Source organism: Schauerella aestuarii, from assembly GCF_009866805.1.
GTDB lineage: Bacteria > Pseudomonadota > Gammaproteobacteria > Burkholderiales > Burkholderiaceae_B > Schauerella > Schauerella aestuarii.
In genome coordinates this window covers 695,516-713,180 of the sequence record NZ_SIZW01000042.1, presented here as the reverse complement: position 1 = coordinate 713,180, position 17,665 = coordinate 695,516, and the positions used below count along the sequence as shown (strand labels likewise).

Below are 17,665 nucleotides of genomic sequence, written 5' to 3'. Positions count from 1 at the left end.
TAGATGCTCGTTTGACGAGTCTTGTAGTGAAAAGCGTTAAACCGGCGCGGTATGCGCATCGGTCGAAGCCGGGCCGTGAGCGGCGCCGGGGGGATGAGTGACGATAGACTTGAGATCGACCTGTGCAGCGAGCAGCCGGTCCACATCGGGGAGGGGACGTGCCAGCTCAGGATTGCGATCGAAGGCGGCCTCGAGTGCCTCGGCGCGATCGAGCAGCAGGGCATCCTCGCGAAACCCGCCGATGACCTGCAAGCCAAACGGCATGCCGAGGTGATCGCGACCGCACGGCATGGAGAGTGCCGGATTGGTGGCCAGCGTGACCACGTAGGTGAGCGCCAACCAGCGATAGTAGTTTTCAAGCGGCCGGCCGTTGACCGACTCCAGATACAGTTGCGACCACGGAAATGGCGAGACCGGTGTGGTGGGTGACAGGATCAGGTCGTACTGATCGAACAGCGCTTGAAAGGTGCGGAAGATGCGCGTTTGTTCGGCATGGGCTGCCGCGACGTCTTCGAGCGACATCTTGATGCCCAGTTCGAAATTGGCGCGGCTGTTGGGACCGAGCGATGCCGGATCCTTGCGGTACGCGTCGCGCATGCTGATGACGAAGTTCTGGGCGCGGATCACATCGAAGCTGCGGTGCGCATCGCGCATGTCGAACGACACCGGCTCGCACGATTTGACCAAGGGCGCGATGGCGGCAATCTTCTCGCGAAACACGCGGCGAATGTCGTCATCGACATCACACACGCCAAAGTCTTCCGTGTAGCCGATGCGCAAGCCATGGAGATCCTGCGCGCTGCCGCTGAAGGCGTCAGCGGGAACGTCGTAGGTGAGCGGGTCGGCGCGGTGCATGCCGGCCGTCGCGGCCAATTGCAGACGGGCATCCGCAATGGTGCGGGCCATCGGGCCGACCACTGAGATGCCGGTCCAGCCCAGCGGCTTGCGCTCGCTGGGTACCAGGCCCGGCGACGTGCGAAAGCCCACCACGCCGCATTTGGCGGCCGGGATGCGCAATGAGCCGCCGGTATCGGAGCCGCTGCACAGCGGCACCATGTCCAGTGCCAGCGCAGCGGCCGAACCGCCGGATGACCCACCCGCGTTGAGTGCGGGGTTGAAGGGATTGCCGGTGGCGCCCCACACCGCATTGCGTGAGTTGGCGCCCGCGCCCATTTCAGGCACGTTGGTTTTACCCACGACGATGGCGCCCGCCTGCCGCAAGCGGCTGACCAGCACGTTATCGGCGGCGGGGATGTTGTCGCGATAGAGCGGCGAACCGTAGGTGGTCAACAGCCCTTCGGTTTCTTCGAGATCCTTGATGCCGATGGGCAATCCGTGCAACAGGCCCAGGGGCCGGCCCGCGCGCACGGCCGCATCGGCCGCCTGCGCTTCGGCGCGCGCGCGATCGAAGCAGGTCGCGGTGAACGCGTTGACGGCCGGATTGGTGTGCGCGATGCGTGCCAGGCAAGCGTCGAGCAGGTCTATGGGCGACAACTGGCGCGCACCGATGCGGCGGCGCAGTTCTATAGCGGAGAGTTCGGTAAGTGAAGTCACAAGCGTCAATTCCAGTAAGCGGCCAGCGCGAGAGGATCAGTGGGCGGCAGCGGTCGAGAGCGCCAGGCCGCGGGCCTGGAATCGGTCATGCTCGGCCTGCGGCACCAACGCGCCACCGGTGCTCCACAGCACATGGGTGGCGTGCGGCAAGGCGGCGCGGGCACCGATGCGATCGAGCAGCGCCAGGCCAGCAGCGGTATCGGTCAACCACCGCGGGCCTGAAAAGCCTGCGGCGGCCGAAGGTTCGATAAGCACGTTCTCGGTGGTGGCCAACGCATGGATGTCGCGAAACAGACGATCGTCCTCGACCGTGAATACCCCGGCGAGCAGGTCGCGCATCAGCGGCGCCACCAGCGGCGATGCCAGGCCCACCGCGAGGCCATCGGCCTCGGTGCGATTGTCCAAGCCGATGTCATAAACGGAGAGGGGCGCGTCGCTGCCGCTGGCCAGCTGCACCAGCATGCAGGGGGACGCGACCGGTTCGGCGAAAACGCAGTGCACAAACTCACCGAAGCGCTGCTTCAGGCCATACGCGATGCCGCCCGGCGCGCCACCCACGCCGCACGGCAAATAGACGAACAGTGGATGCGCGGCATCCACCGACCGGCCCGCTGCGTGCAGTTGCGCTGCAAGTTCATCCGCGGCAACGGCGTAGCCCAGGAAGAGGGCTTCGGATTGCTCGTCGTCGACGAAATAGGCATGCGGGTCGCTGTCGGCCAATTGCCGCCCAGCGTCGACCGCGCGCGCGTAGTCGCCTGCGTGCTCGACGACATCCGTGCCGTTGGCGCGCAACCGGTCTTTTTTCCATTGCTTGGCGTCGGAAGACATGTGCACGACCGCACGAAACCCGAGTGCTGCCGAAATGGTGCCGATGCCCAATCCTAGATTGCCGGTGCTGCCTACGGCGACGGTGTACGTCGAGAACAAGGCGCGCGCTTCCGCGCTGTCCAGCGCCGGCACGGCATCGCCGGTTTTTGCAGCGTGCGCATCCAGCAAGCGCTCGGCGAAGGACAGTACCTCGTGGAAGCCGCCGCGCGCCTTGACCGAGCCGGCCACCGGCAGCGCATGGTCGCACTTCAAGTACCACGTGCCGGCCGCGCCTTGGCGTGTGTCGAGTTCAGCCTGTAACTGCGCCAGCGGCAAGAGGGGCGACTGCACCTGGCCGGCGGCCTCGCGCAGCTCAGGAAAGATGCGCGCCATCACATCGGCGTGGCGCTGCAGACGCGCAGCTGCCTGCTGCATCGTTTCTGCGCCCTCAAAATCCCCCTGCGCGCGGGGCTGATAGCGGTCGTTGACCCAAAGCGTCTCGGTCTTGTCGCGCAACGCGCGCAGCAGGTCGGGGGGCAGAGCGTTCGGCAAACTCATCGGGGCATCCATTCAAAGCAGGGTGTTGGGCCCATTCTTGGCGATGCACCGCCGTGGCGCAAACGATAGTTCCTAACCCCAGCTATTAGTTAAACTATCAGCTATGTCACTTTCCGCTTCGATGCTCGGCGCGCTCCGCTGTTTCGATGTGGCTGCCCGCCACTGCAATTTCACGCGCGCCGCCGAAGCCCTGCACATCACGCCGGGTGCCGTCAGCCAGACGATCAGGCAGCTGGAAACGCAACTGTCGGTGGCGCTGTTCGTGCGGCTGCCACGCGGTCTGGCGTTGACCGATGCCGGACGTCGCCTGCACGCGGTGGTGTCCGATCACCTGGCCGGGCTGTCTGAAGCGGTGGCGCGCATCAGTGCAACGCCCAATACGCTGCGCGTCACCTGCTCGCCGTCCTTTGCGATGATGTGGCTCATGCCGCGCATGGCCCGGTTTCATCGCGACCATCCCGATATCGAAATCAAGCTGGTGGCGGAGTTTCAACGCGTCGACCGGCACGAGATGCTGGCCAGCGGCACCGACTGCGCCATCCGCTACGACCCGATCGATTATGACGAAATTCATGCGGTGACCTTGATGCCGGAAACCTTGATTCCCGTCGCCAGTCCGCAACTGGTGGCGGCGCACGCACCGCTGAAGGGACGCGCCTTGCTCGCGGCCTGCACGTTGCTGCACGATGCAGCCCCTTGGGACGGCGCCACGCCGGACATCGAATGGCAGACCTGGCTCGCGAGAGTTTTTCCCGACTGGGAAAGTGGGCATGCGGGCGGTGCGCATCAGGAGTTCAACTTGTCGATGCTGAGCCTGATGGCGGCGCGCAATCACCAGGGCATTGCCATGGGGCGGCGGGCATTGGTGGCCGAAGATTTGCAATCCGGTAGTCTGGTCGACGTGAGCGCAGGCGCTGCCGTGACGTCGCCCGGCCGGTATGTGCTGCTGACGATATCGGACGCTGACGCGCGTGTGGCCGCTTTCAGTATCTGGCTCGCGGCAGAATGTGCGCGGTTTTTACAAACGGGGCAGTGATCGCGATGCAACACCGGCAGCACGATCGGGCGGCCGGGTTGTATCGTGAACCATCGAACACGCTCAGGAGAGACGCATGGCACAAGCGCAGGGCAAACGCAATTTCGTGAAGGCAGTGGCCGCGACGGGCGGTGTGGCCGTATTGAGCGCCGGGGGCGCCTCACAAGTGTTGGCCGCCAATACACCGCTGCAACGTGAAACGGCGGTAGCCGCGAACACCCCTGCGAGCAGTGCGACAGTGGGCGCGAACGGCAGTGCCGCCGCGGCAGGATCGGCAGCATCTTCCGCAATGGGCGCCTGGCGCGATGGCCGCGGCAGCATCACCGACGTGCCCGGCATCAAGGTGGGGCATTTCACCGACTCCCGGCGTCCCACGGGGTGCACGGTCATTCTCACGGAAGCCGGCGCCACGGGCGGGGTGGATGTGCGCGGTGGCGCGCCCGGCACCCGCGAAACCGATCTGCTCAATCCCACCAATCGCGTTGAGAAGGTGCACGCCGTGGTGCTCTCCGGCGGCAGCGCATTCGGTCTGGATACGGCCACGGGTGTCATGCGTTATCTGGAGGCGCGCGGCATCGGGTTCGACGTCGGCGTCGCGCGCGTGCCTATCGTGCCCGCCGCCGTGTTGTTCGACCTCGGGGTGGGCGACGCTCGCATCCGCCCTGATGCAGATGCCGGCTATGCGGCCTGCGAGGCGGCAAGTGCCGACGCACCGGCCGAAGGTAACGTGGGCGCGGGGGCAGGTGCTACGGTCGGCAAGCTGTATGGGGGCAAGCGCGCCATGAAATGCGGCATCGGTAGCGCATCGCTCAGCGTGGGCGGGGTGACGATCGGCGCCATCGTGGCGGTGAATGCCGTGGGCGATGTGATCGATCCGCGTTCGGGCGCCGTCATCGCAGGGGCGCGCACGGCCGACGGAAAACGATTGCTCGACACGCGGGCGGCCATCCTGAGCGGTGATTTGCCGACGTCGATGCAAACGGGCGCTGCCACCACGATCGGTGTCATTGCAACGGATGCCACGCTGACCAAAGCCGAGGCACAGAAGATCGCGCAGATGGCCCACGATGGCTTGGCGCGCAGTATCAATCCCATCCATACGCTGTCCGATGGCGACACGATTTTTGCCGTGGCCACGGGCGTATCGAAGGCCCGTGGCAACGTGATGCTGCTGGGCGTGCTGGCAGCCGAAGTGATGGCGATGGCCGTTGTGCGTGCTGCGCGTGCCGCGCAGGGTATTCCGGGTTTCCCCGCGGCCGGCGATCTGCAGGCGACGGCGTGATATTCCCTTCACCCGCCGATCCGAGGCGCCGCGGATGCGTCGGGCAGGCGCTGTGACGCTCAGCGCATCGTCGCGGCTACCGACCTACCGCACCACCTGCCAGCGCTCGGTTTCGCCGGGGTAGATCACGCCATATTGCTCGATGGCGGCGGCGTCGAATGTAAATCCCAAACCCGGCTCGCGAGGCAGCAGCAGATCCCCGTCTGCAGCCGTCAATTGACGGTCGATCAAGCGCCTGAAATTGACGATGGAATCGTCCGGCATCCATTCCACATAGGTGGCGTTGGGGGTGCAGGCCACCAGATGCACGTGGACGTCATGCCACGCATGCGGGGCAACGGTGATGCCGTGACTGTCGGCCGTGGCGGCGATGCGTCGCCATTCGGTAATGCCGCCGCATACCGTGGCGTCCGTCTGCAGAAGCGTCGTCGCGCCGCTTTGCATCAATTCCTTGAATCGCCAGCGACCGGCCTCCACTTCACCGGTGGCGACGGTGACGGGTGTGGCACGCGCCAGCCGAGCATGATTGTCGATGTCGTCGGGTGAAAACGGTTCCTCGATCCAGAAGGGCCGATACGGCTCGAACGCGCGCATGTACTCCAGCGCCGTCGGCAGATCGCGCCACGCGTTGTTGGCGTCGAGCATCAGCCGCACGTCGTCGCCGATCGCCTCCCGCACGGCGGCGATGCGCTTGCGTTCGCCAGACACGCTCTCGAGCCCGACCTTCATTTTTACCGCACGAAATCCCTCACTCACGTGCTGGGCCATTTCGGCGGCGAGCTTGTCCGTCGTCTTGCCAGGCAGGTAGTAGCCACCGCTCGCGTAAGCAGGCACGCGGTCCCGTGCCACCGCGCCAAGATACTGATAAAGCGGCAGCGCGGCGCGGCGCGCATTCAGGTCCCACAGCGCGGTATCGATGGCCGAGAGCGCGCGCATGACGCCGCCGGCGCGCCCCAGCAAGAGCGCCTCTTGATAAAGTTCCGTCCACAGCCCTTCCACACGCAAGCTCTCCTGGCCGATGAGCCTGGGCGCGAGAATGTCCGTGACGGCGACCGCCAGCAGGCGTCCGCCGCTGTTGACCGCGTAGCAGTAGCCAAGGCCCTCTTGTCCATCCGTCGACCGGATGCGAATCAGGCAATACTCGCGCGCGGTGACCTGGCGCGTGGCGAATGTGACCGGACTGGCCAACGGCACGCGGGCGATGCAAACGGAAACGGATTCAATGGTGGGCATGAGGACTCGGATCTCGGGAAATTGAAGAAGGTTTGGCGCGCGTTGGACCGGTACTTACTCGGCCTTGATGTTGCTTTGCTTGATGACGTCGGTCCATTTGAGCTTTTCGCTGTCGATCAACTGCTGAAACTGCGCAGGCGATTCGTCGAGCGACGTCAGGCCCATCTCGTCTAGTCGCGCCTTGATGGCCGGTTGTTGCATCACGCGCGAAATTTCCTTGTGGATGTAGGCGATCGTCTGGGGCGGCGTGCCGCGCGGCGCGATGATGCCGAACCACACATTGGCCTCATAACCCGGCACGCCGGACTCTGCCAGTGTGGGCACATCGGGCAACTGGGCCAGACGTTGCCGGGAGGTGACGCCAAGGGCTTTCAGCTTTTGCTGCTTGATGAAAGGCAGGCTTTGCGTGGGCGTGGCGAAGATCAGCGGGATTTGGCCGCCGATCACATCGGTTTGCGCCGGCGCACCGCCTTTGTACGGGATGTGATTCATCTTGACGCCCGCCATCTGGTCGAACAGTTCAAGCGATATGTGCTGCGTCGATCCTTGCCCGGGTGTGCCGAAATCGATCCCGCTATCCTTGGCCTTGGCCAGCCGGATCAGGTCGGGCACATTGCTGGGGCCGAATTTGGGATTGGCCACCAGCACGAACGGCGTATCCGCAATCAGCGAGACTGGCGCAAAATCAGTGAGCGTGTAGCTGAGATTGGGATAAAGCAGGGTATTGGTCACGTGCGACGAGATCACCAACATGAGCGTGTATCCATCGGGATCGGCACGCTTGAGTTCGCCGGTTGCGATGGTGCTGTTGGCACCCGGTTTGTTTTCCACCACCACCGGTTGCGGCCACGACTTCGAGAGTTCGGCAGCCACCATGCGCGCCACGGTGTCGTTGGATCCGCCCGGGGCCATGCCGACCATCAAACGCACCGGTTTATTGGGATAGTCCGCAGCCGCGAACGCCGGGGCTGCCAGCACAAGCGCGGCGGCGCTCAGACAGCCGCATAGGGCGGCATGGGTCAGACGCTTCATGGATTGTCTCCTCAGAATATTTCTGATGTTGTGCGTCCATCCTAATGCGTCGTCCTAGCCGATAAATGGATAATTTCGTTTAGGGTATCGAGAAAATCGATGGATCTTCCGCGGTTAGCGGTGCGCATGCCGGCTCGGGCTTGCCTGCGTATCCGGCGCTTAGCGTGCGGCGGCGCCCGCTGGCGCCATGGCCTCGACCGCGTCTTTGAAATGCGTGCGCAGCAGCGCCAGCAAGGCTTGGGCGGCCAGCGAGTCCGTGGTGTCGGTTCGACGGGCCAAGCAGATGTCGCGCTCGTTGATGGGCAGCGAAACGGGTATGGCATGCAGGCCGGCAAGCCGAAACTGAAACAGCGCCAACGTGGGAGCGATGGTGACGCCCAAACCGGCAGCGACCAGGCCGGCGGCTGTCGACAGGCTGTTCACTTCGTACGAACGCAGCCACTGACGCGGATAGATGGCGGCGTCCAGATGCTGCCGAATGCTGCTGTTGCGTTCGAAGCCGATGACGGGATAAACCAGGATGTCCTGCACGTCCAGGCGCGCGCGTGTAGCCAATGGATGGGTGTGCGGGCAAATCAGGTAGAAGGTATCGCGGGCGAGCACTTCAATCGCGAGTTCGGTGCTGGGCGATACGGCAGCGCACAGCGCAAAATCCACTTGGCGGTTGCGCACCATATCGACGCAGACAGTGCTGGCCACGTCCTGCACTTCTACGGAAATGCCCGGAAAGTCGCGCGTGAATCGCGCGAGCAACCCGGGCAGGATGCCCGACGAAATCGAAGGGATGGCGGCCAACGCAACCCGGCCCTTGCGGCGCTCCACATAGTCGCGCATTTCGGCCAGCCCGCGTTCGATCTCGGGCAGCAGATGCGCGACCACCTGCTGAAAAGCCGCGCCTTCGGCGGTGAGGTCGACATTGCGGGTGTTGCGCGAAAAGAGCTTCAGTCCCAGATCGCTTTCGAGATTGGAGATCAGCGCGCTGAAGGCGCTTTGCGTGAGACAGCAATGCTCGGCGGCGCGGGTGAAGTTGCGCAGGTTGGCCAACGCCGTGAAGGCCTTCATGTGGCGTAGCGAGAGATTCATGAACTTGGGGCTCCTGCATGGGCGTGTCGGGCGCGCGGGCGCCCGTGCATGGGATCATCTTAAATCCGCCAGCCACCGAGCCGAGCGCCATACATTCACGTCGTTCATCGCAGTCCATCGCTACCGCGCCTCACGCGGTGACGATGGATGTGCCGGCATGCCGGGTCAGTCCGCCTGAGACGATACCGTCGACGGCAACCTGACTTCCGCACTCGACGCCTGGCGCGTCTGCCGGATCGTCAACCGGTGATGTCCGCCTTGCAGCGGCACGCGCACGGGGGCGCCGGTCGATGCGCCGCTTTCATCGCGCATCATCTCCACGCCATCCAGTTGTGCTTGATAGTGGATGGGTAGCCGCGCGACGGGTGCGCCGGCCTCGATCGTCGGCATCGTGGGGGACGGCGCGACGGTGACGCTGATGGCGTAGTGGGTGTCGCCAATCGTGATGGTGGCCTCGAATCCAGGCCAATCGGCCGGCAACCGCGGATCGATCGACAATCCGCCGTCGACCTGCCGAATGCCGAGGATGCCTTCCACTCCCGCCTGGTGCATCCAGCCCGCCGAACCGGTGTACCAGGTCCAGCCGCCACGCCCGGTGTGGGGCGCCACGGCATACACGTCGGCGGCCACCACGTAGGGCTCGACTTTGTAGCGGGCGACCGCATCGGGATGGCGCGCATGATTGATGGGATTCAGGCGTGCAAAGAGACGATGGGCGCGATCGCCGTCGTCCAATGCGGCGAATGCCAGGATGTTCCACATGGCCGCATGGCTGTACTGCCCGCCGTTTTCGCGCAGACCCGGCGGGTAGCCGGCGATGTAGCCAGGATCGCGTGACGGGTGATCGAAAGGCGGCGCGAAGAGCAGCGACAGATCGTGGTCGTCCGAAATAAGGTGCTGTTCGACGGACGTCATCGCCATGCGCGCGCGTGCCGGATCGGCCGCTTGCGACAGCACGGCCCAGGATTGCGCGATGGCGTCGATGCGGCACGCTTCGCTATCCTTGCCGCCCAGCCAGGTGCCGTCGTCGAAGGTGGCACGCCGATACCAGGCGCCGTCCCACGCGCTGTGCTCGATGGCCTGGCGCACGGCCGCGGCATGGGCGCGCCAGGCGGCGGCACGTGCGGGCGCCTGCGCTTCGGCAAGTGGCGCGAAGATCGCGATGGCCCGGATCTGCAACCATCCCAGCCACACGCTCTCGCCGCGGCCATGCTCACCCACTTTGTTCATTCCATCGTTCCAATCCCCGGTGCCCATCAACGGCAATCCGTGTTGACCGACGCGTGTGAGGCATTGATCCAGTCCGCGGGCACAATGCTCGAGCAAACTCGCCGACTCGTCGCCGGTCATCGGTTGGAAGAACGCATCGTGTTCTTCAGGCGCCAGCCGAGCGCCTTCGATGAACGGCACCGGTTGCGCCAGAACCGCGGCGTCGCCCGTGCGCGCGACGTAGGTGGCGACGGCGTAGGCCAGCCATACGCGATCGTCGGAGATGTGCGTACGCACACCCTGGCCCGAGTGCGGGAGCCACCAATGTTGTACGTCACCTTCGGGAAATTGGCGTCCGGCCGCCCGCAGCAAGTGACTGCGGGTTTCTTGCGGCATGGCCAGCGTGAGCGCCATGCCGTCCTGCAGTTGATCCCGAAAGCCGTAGGCGCCGCTCGCCTGGTAGAACGCCGATCGGGCCCACACGCGGCAGGCCAGCGTTTGATAGAGCAGCCAGCCGTTGAGCATGATGTCCATGGCGCGATCGGGCGTCTTGACCTGAACGGTGCCCAGTACGCCATCCCAATGCGCCGTCACGCGTTCGAGCGCGGCGTCGAGATCGGCGCCGCGCATTTTCAGCACCAGCGCACGGGCCTCTTCGGTCGAGGCGCACTGACCCATCAGGTAGGTGGTCTCGATCGACTCGCCCGGCGCGAGCTCGAACACCCGTTGCAGCGCACCGCAGGGGTCGATGCCGGCACCGGTGGTGCCGGGCAAGGGCGGCGGGCTGTACAGTGCCGCCGGCCGGGCGAGACTGCCGTTGCGGCCGATGAATGCCGTGCGGTCGCCCGTATACGAGGTTTGCAGGCCGGCCATATCCATGAACGCCACCCGGTCGGTGAAGACCATACTGTATGGATTGCGGGCGAAAAGTGCGCCACATCCTTCATCGATTTCGGTGACGATGAAGGGGGCGGAGGCGCCGCGCAACGTGCCGAGCACCCATTCCGCATACGCGGTCACCGACACGCGGCGGGTGCGGCCCGACAGGTTGCGCAGCACCATGCGCGAGATCTTGACCGGATCCTCCAGCGGCACGAATTGCAGCAGATCCAGCGCGATGCCGTGGGCCATGTGTTCGAAACGGCTGTAGCCGAAGCCGTGCCGCGTAACATAGGTGCCATCATCGCGTATCGGCTGGGCGCTGGCCGAGCAGACGTCGCCCGTTACTTCATCCCGCACGTAGATCGCTTCGCTTGGGGGATCGACGACAGGATCGTTGGACCATTGCGTGAGCTGATTCTCGCGGCTGCTGCCGGCCCACGTATAGCCGTTGCCTTCGGCCGACACCTGGCAACCAAACGTCGGGTTGGCGATCACGTTGATCCAGGGGGCCGGCGTCACCGTATCCTTCTCCAAGACGACCACATATTCGCGGCCGTCCTTGGCAAAACCGCCCAAGCCATTGAAGAATTCCAGGGCATCCGTGTCGATCCTTACCGTGCCTGTGGCCGTCGGCGCAACCGGGGTTGGCGTGTAGGCGACCGGTTTGGGCATCGGCAGGGCAAGCGCGGGCATCCGTGCCAATTGAGTGGCGATCGAACCGCGTCTGGCGATGAGGGCGATCCGCGCCACGGCCTGCAGCAGCGCCCGGGCTTCCACAGTCATCAGATCGGCGCGCAGGGTGTAGACGGTGCCTTGCGCCAGGCCCTTGAGCGCCGGGCGCGCCTGATTGCTGCGCACGGCGGTGTCGATCGCGATCTGCAGGTCCTGTACATACGACGACGCGCGTTCGTTGATGATCACCAGGTCTACGGCCAGCCGTTTCATGCGCCAGTATTCGTGCGCGCGCAGCATCTGGCGCACCATCGGCATGTCTTCGATGTCGTCCACCCGCAGCAGCACGATGGGCAGATCGCCCGAGATGGCGTGCGGCCAAAGCGCTTTCTGATCGCGCAGGCCCCTTGCGATGGTGTCGGACGGCGCGCGGAAGCGGCCGTCGGCATACAGAATAGGCGCGGCCAAACGCTGGAAATCCGCGGCCTCTTCGGTATCGATATCCAGATGACGCAATTGCACCTGGGCCTGCGTCCACGCCAACGTTTTGGCGCGGTCAAAGGCGCTGCGGTCGTGGTGCCGGTCGATCAGGTCGAGCAATGCTTCGCGTGAACTCGCCACCACCGTCCAGAAGGCGATGCGCGCCACCGTTCCCGGGGTGACGCGAATGCGCTGGCGCAATGAGAAGATGGGGTCAAGCACCGTGCCAACCGTGTTGGATAGTGCAGTTTGACTGAAGATGGCCTGTGCCGTGCCCACGGTGCGGCCGCGGCCGACGAACTTGGCCCGGTCGGACTCGTACTGCGGCGCGGCGGCCACCTGTGCTTCGATCACCGGAAAATGCGCCGCCCATACCTGCACTTCGCCATGCGCGCGCGGCCGGCGGGTGGCCACCAGTGCACCGAACTCCGGCAGATACTCGGTCACGACGAAAAGCTTGGCGAATGCCGGGTGGGCGTTGTCCGCTGCGGGGGTGGCAAGGACGAGCTCGGCATACGATGTGATGTCGAGTTCGCGCGCGCGCCGTCCGCTGTTGACGATGGTGATCCGTCGCACTTCGCCGTCGTCTTCGCCCGACACCATCACTTCCATGCTGGTCGTCAGGGGCCCATCGTGGCGGGTAAAGGCGGCGTGATCCTCACCGAACACCACATCGCTATGCCGGCTTTCGATGCCGACGGGCTGTACGCCCGCCGACCAGATCAAGCCCGTTTGACGGTCGCGAATGAAAACGAACGAACCGCCATCGTCGCGCGTCGTGTCTTCCCGCCAGCGCGTTACGGCCATATCGTGCCATCGGCTATAGCCGCCGCCCGCCGTCGTAAGCATGACCGCATAGCGGCCGTTGGAAAGCAGGTGGGTGACCGGCGCGCCCATCGGCGTGGACGTGAGCCGGCGAACGGTGGGCGCGTCCCCAATGGTGCCGGCCGCTGCGGTTTTGACTTCTTCGGCGCGCGGGTGTGCGATCGCCACATCGCGCGGCAAACGCTCTTGCAGCAACAGCTCGCACGCCTGAATCGCCGGCTCGGCGTGAAAGCGGGCCCGCATGCATCCGTCATGCAGCGTGTTGGCAATGGCGACGATGGTCATGCCCTGGTGATGGGCCATGTAGTTATAAACGATGGCGACGCTCTCATCCTCAGGCAAGCGTGAACGGGTGAAATCGAGCGCTTCATAGAAGCCGTAGTGGCCCAGCGCACCCATGCTGGCCATCAACGCAAAGTTGCTGCGCGCCGCATGGGGATCGACCATGGTGGCCAAGCCGGTGGCGTACGGCGCGATGACGACGTTCTCGGACAGCCCGCGCTTTAAGCCCAGGCCCGGCACGCCGAAGTTGGCGTATTGATAGGTGAAGTCGATGTCGCGCGCGTTGTAGGCGGATTCGGACACTCCCCACGGAATACCGAGCGAGCGACCGTAGGCCGCCTGGCGATCGACGACCAGACGATTGGTCTGCTCGAGCAGGCTGCCGGCCGGTGCGCGCATCACGAGCGAGGGCATCAAATATTCGAACATCGAGCCCGACCAGGAAATCAACGCCGAGCCGTTGCCCATCGGCGTCGCCGACCGGCTCAAGCGAAACCAGTGCCGGGTGGCCACGTCGCCCTTCGCAATGGCGAAGAGGCTGGCCAGCCGCGCTTCGGAGGCGAGGAGGTCGTAGCAGTTGGTGTCGATCTGGTTGTCCGGCACGCTGTAGCCGATCGAGAGCAGCTTGCGCTCCGGATCGAGCAGAAACGCAAAATCCATGTCCCAGGCGAGTTGCCGCGCGGTGGCGGCCACGGCCATCAAACGGTGATCCAGGGGATGAATGTCGCCGATCGTATGCCCCCCGTCGGCCCGCATGGCGCGATCGTGCAGGTGGTCGGTCACCGCGTGGCGCAGTGCGTCGATCCAGAACAGCGTGTCGGCACCCGGGCCGGCCTCGGCGGCCGGCAAATGCACATGCGCCAGCGTCGTTGCCTTGTCCGCCAGGCGTTTGACCACGGGCAGCATGGCATCGAGATCCTGCGTGCCGAGCAGCGCCACATCGAGTTCATCGAGTACTGCACCGAGCGGATCTTGCGCAGCGGGTGTGGCGCCGATGTGCGCGCCGGCCGACAGACGGGCCAGCATCAGCGTGTCGTGCAATCCGGTCTGCACGTGCCGCGACACCGGCTGCTCGCGCCACTCATCGCAGGCATTGGCCAATGCGATCAAATGCCCCGCGAGATTGCCGCTATCCACCGACGACACATAGGCGGGCGCCAGCGCATCGAGTTCGCGCGTGCCGTACCAGTTATAGAAGTGACCGTTGAATCGCGGCAACTTGTGCAGCGTGGCAAACGTGGCTTCGATCCGGTCCACGATCTCGTGGGTGCCCGCCCAGCCGAAATCGCGCGCACTGACTGCCGAGAGCAGATAAAGCCCGATGTTGGTCGGCGAGGTGCGCGAGGCGATCACCGGCTTGGGCGTCTCCTGAAAATTGTCCGGCGGCAGCATATTGTCGAGCGGCGTCACGAACGTTTCGAAGAACCGCCATGTTCGCCTGGCGATCAATCGCAGGTCCTGAGCGTCTTCGGCAGAGAGCGTCAAGCGCTGCGGCACCCTTGGGGATCGGCTTACGCGCCAGGCCAGTGCCGGGGCGCCCAGCCAGAGCAGTGCGAGTACCAGCGGCAGCGGCCACGAGGCCGGCACAACCGCAACGGCAGTCAACGCCATTACCACAGCTGCCACACAGCTCGGTGCCATCTCGCGGTAGAACCCGGCGATCCGCAAGCGCGGATTGCGCCCGGATTGGGCCGATGTCGTCCATTCCAGCAAACGGCGTCGCGTGACCAGGCGCACGAGTGTGCGCACGATCGCGTCGCACATGCGCCACGCTTGATCGGCCATGAACGCCAACGCCAGTGCGACTTGCAACATCGCGCGCCGCATGTCGGCAGCCAGCATGGCCAGATGATGCTGTACCAGGATGCCACTGCGGCGCGGCCAGAGGCCGAACGCGCCTGGCATGATGGCCGGCAGTGCGAGCCCTGCCACGATCAGCGCGGCACCGATGACGCCGGCGTCAAGCGGCATGAAGGCACAGAGTGCCAGCGTCGCGAACGAAAGCGGTGCCTGCAGCGAGCGGCGCAGGTTGTCGAGCATCTTGCCGCGCCCTGTGCCGGTGAGCGGACGGCGGCCCGTGATCCACGGCAGCAGTTGCCAGTCGCCCCGGGTCCAGCGATGCTGGCGCTTTGCGGCCACATCGTACCGGGCCGGCACATCCTCGACCACTTCGATATCCGACGCCAGGCCTGCGCGGGCGAAGACGCCTTCGAACAGGTCGTGACTGAGCATCGTATTCTGCGGAATGCGGCCCGCCAGCGCCGCTTCCACGGCGTCGACGTCGTAGATGCCCTTGCCGGTGAACGAACCTTCGCCAAATAGATCCTGGTACACATCGGATACCGCGCTGGCGTACGGATCCATGCCCCCTGGGCTGGAGAACACCCGTTGATACAGCGACCCCTCGCGCCCGATCGGCAACGCAGGTGTCACGCGCGGCTGCAGAATCGCATAGCCGCCCACCACGCGTTGCTCGCTTTGCGAAAAACGCGGCCGGTTCAAGGGATGCGCCATCTTGCCGATCAAGTGCAACGCGGCGTCGCGCGGCAACCGGGTATCCGCGTCCAGCGTCAGCACATACTTGACGCCTGAGGGAACCTGCGGCGCCACGCCATCGATCGCGATGAACGTCGTATCCGCCGCGCCGCGCAAGAGTCGATTGAGTTCATGGAGCTTGCCCCGTTTACGCTCCCAGCCCATCCAGGTTTGCTCGGCGGGGTTGAAGACGCGACGGCGGTACAGCAGGATAAAGCGTGGGCCACCGGCCGACGAGGCGTACCGGGCGTTCAACCGCGCGATGGCAGCGGCAGCAGTGGCGAGTGTTGCAGCGTCTTGCGGCAGCACGTCGCGATCGGCGTCCACGCCATCCAGCACCAGGGCAAACGAGAGGTCGCCTCCGGCGCCGCTCAGATGATGCACTTCGAGCTGCTCGATGTGTTCCAGCACTTCGGCATCATTGGTGAGCAAGGCGGGCACCGCGATCAGGGTGCGCAGGTGCGACGGCACGCCTGACGCCAGCTCCAGCCCCGGTAGCGCTGACGCGCCCACGTGCCACGCCACCACACGGTTGATGACGGCCGTGGCGGTTTCGGTAGCCGGAATGCAAACGAGCAACGCGTAGGCGATCAGCCATCCAACGCCGACATCCGCGGTGTTCAATGCCCAAAGCGCCAACGCGAGCAATCCCAATGTCACGACCAGGATGGCGCCGATGTAGCCCCCCATGCCCAATCGGACGTGCAACCGGTTGAGCCGCAGCCTGACGGGTTGCTTGAAGCCGATGATGCGTTCGAACGCCGGGCGGCCTTCGGCAATCAAGTGATAGCCGGGGTCGGCGAGCCGGGCCGCATCGATGTTCAGGCCGAGTCGCGTGGACGTGACGGTAGCCCTTGACGCGGCATCGCCGCTCGATGCCGCAAGATCGGCTTCGAAGGCGGTGGCGGCTTGCGCGGCGCTTTTTCGAGCGGTCGCCAGCGCGGCGTCGGTGATGTCCAATTCCGAGAGCGGGGCGCCGCGCGCCAGTTGCTCGATGGCACTGCGATAGCGGTTGCGGGTCGCGAAATCCATGTCGGCGAAAGGGCTGGCACGACGCAAGCGCTCGTCGACCAGGCTGACGCTTTCGAACCAGTCGGCCCAGTCGATATCGGAGATCAAGCGCATGCTGGTAATCACATTGCGCACGCTCACGTTCGAGGCGCCTTGACGAAGTTGGGCGTGTTGCACCGCCTCTTCGAGGGATAGCGCTTGCCGTTTGAGCCGCTCTTCCAGCCAGGCGAGAGCGGGCGTCGTGCGCGGATCCTGATCGCGTAGTCGCTTGGCGAGTTGCGCCGCAAACAACTCAGCCAGAGGTGACGCAGGCCATGCCGCGTCGGCGGCATCCAGCAGGCGCTGCGGGCGATCGGTATCGCGCAATTGCTCGGCCAGCATATCGGCCTGACCGCGCACGGCGCGTCCTGCGGTCATCTGGTCCGCGAGGCGCCGGAGGTTCTCGATGAGGACGATACGCAACGTAATCGCCACGGCCCATAGCTCGCCGATTTCGAGGGGCTGCACATGCTGATAAGCCGCGACGAATCGCCGCAGCGATTCCTGGTCGACGTGGCTATCCGAATGCGCCACGTAGGCCCAAGCCAGTCCAAACACCCGCGGATAGCCTGCGAAAGGGCCGGACGCGAGTTTGGGCAACTGGTGGTAGTAGCCTGGAGGAAGGTCGTCGCGGATTTCGCGAATCTGCGCTTCGACCAGATGGTAATTGTCCAGCAACCATTCGGCAGCGGGCACCACTTTATGTCCACTTTCCAGCTCGATCGCGCTTGCGCGGTAGGCGGCCAGCAGCACGTTCGCATTGTCTTTCAAGCGGATGCGCAGCGACAGCACCTTGGGCGGCTTGAGGGTGACGATTTGCGCGGCCGCCAAGCTGGCGGCATGCTGCTCCAGGCGTTCAACGCCGAACAACTCGTCGCGCACGGGCGCGTGCGACGTCCACAGCGATGGCGCGCGCGCGCCCATGAGTGAGGAAAGTGTGAACATGGCGCCTCTCTGGCCAAGGTTGGCTCGCGACAGGCGAAGCGAGTACGCCGACAGGGCGTCGGTACTGATCAAGCGGGCGTGCGCGGGCGACATCATCCGCTAGTCGCGCGTCATGCAACTGGGCCGATGAGGGAACTGAACGGGTGAAGCGAGAACTGAAAAGGAGGGGGGGGGCAGCAGGTGAAAGCATGGCCTGCCGC

At 64.9% G+C, this 17,665-nt stretch carries 8 protein-coding genes; 2 read left to right on the top strand and 6 right to left on the bottom strand.

All coding sequences use genetic code 11. The features are described from left to right. Positions 1-36 precede the first annotated feature (36 nt). Entirely contained in the window at positions 37-1,563 is a 1,527-nt protein-coding gene (locus EYW45_RS18385) for an amidase (protein WP_161136861.1), read from the bottom strand. Between the two features lie 27 nt (positions 1,564-1,590). Beyond that, entirely contained in the window at positions 1,591-2,919 is a 1,329-nt protein-coding gene (locus tag EYW45_RS18380; protein ID WP_161136860.1) for a D-serine ammonia-lyase, read from the bottom strand. Positions 2,920-3,022: 103 nt separating this feature from the next. Here EYW45_RS18380 and EYW45_RS18375 point away from each other — a divergent pair, with 103 nt between their 5' ends. Together EYW45_RS18375 and EYW45_RS18370 are read left to right on the top strand one after the other, a co-directional pair. Next, positions 3,023-3,955 (top strand): LysR substrate-binding domain-containing protein, encoded by a 933-nt coding sequence (locus EYW45_RS18375; protein WP_161136859.1) that lies wholly within the window; start codon positions 3,023-3,025, stop codon positions 3,953-3,955. Between the two features lie 289 nt (positions 3,956-4,244). Then, the gene (locus tag EYW45_RS18370) at positions 4,245-5,237 is read left to right on the top strand and encodes a P1 family peptidase (protein WP_161137107.1); all 993 of its coding nucleotides are present in this window, start codon (positions 4,245-4,247) and stop codon (positions 5,235-5,237) included. Between the two features lie 84 nt (positions 5,238-5,321). Here the strand turns inward: EYW45_RS18370 and EYW45_RS18365 are convergent, their stop codons facing one another. From EYW45_RS18365 to EYW45_RS18350, 4 genes are all read right to left on the bottom strand, one after another. Then, positions 5,322-6,470, bottom strand: coding sequence for a mandelate racemase/muconate lactonizing enzyme family protein (locus EYW45_RS18365; protein ID WP_161136858.1), 1,149 nt, complete (start codon positions 6,468-6,470; stop codon positions 5,322-5,324). 54 nt (positions 6,471-6,524) lie between these two features. Beyond that, a complete protein-coding gene (locus EYW45_RS18360) occupies positions 6,525-7,502 on the bottom strand; it encodes a tripartite tricarboxylate transporter substrate binding protein (protein WP_161136857.1) in 978 nt (325 codons plus the stop codon). A gap of 159 nt (positions 7,503-7,661) precedes the next feature. Beyond that, positions 7,662-8,585 carry a LysR family transcriptional regulator gene (locus tag EYW45_RS18355; protein ID WP_161136856.1) on the bottom strand — a complete coding sequence of 308 codons (924 nt, stop codon included), beginning with the start codon at positions 8,583-8,585 and terminating at the stop codon, positions 7,662-7,664. A gap of 165 nt (positions 8,586-8,750) precedes the next feature. Then, entirely contained in the window at positions 8,751-17,465 is an 8,715-nt protein-coding gene (locus EYW45_RS18350; RefSeq protein ID WP_161136855.1) for a GH36-type glycosyl hydrolase domain-containing protein, read from the bottom strand. Positions 17,466-17,665 lie beyond the last annotated feature (200 nt).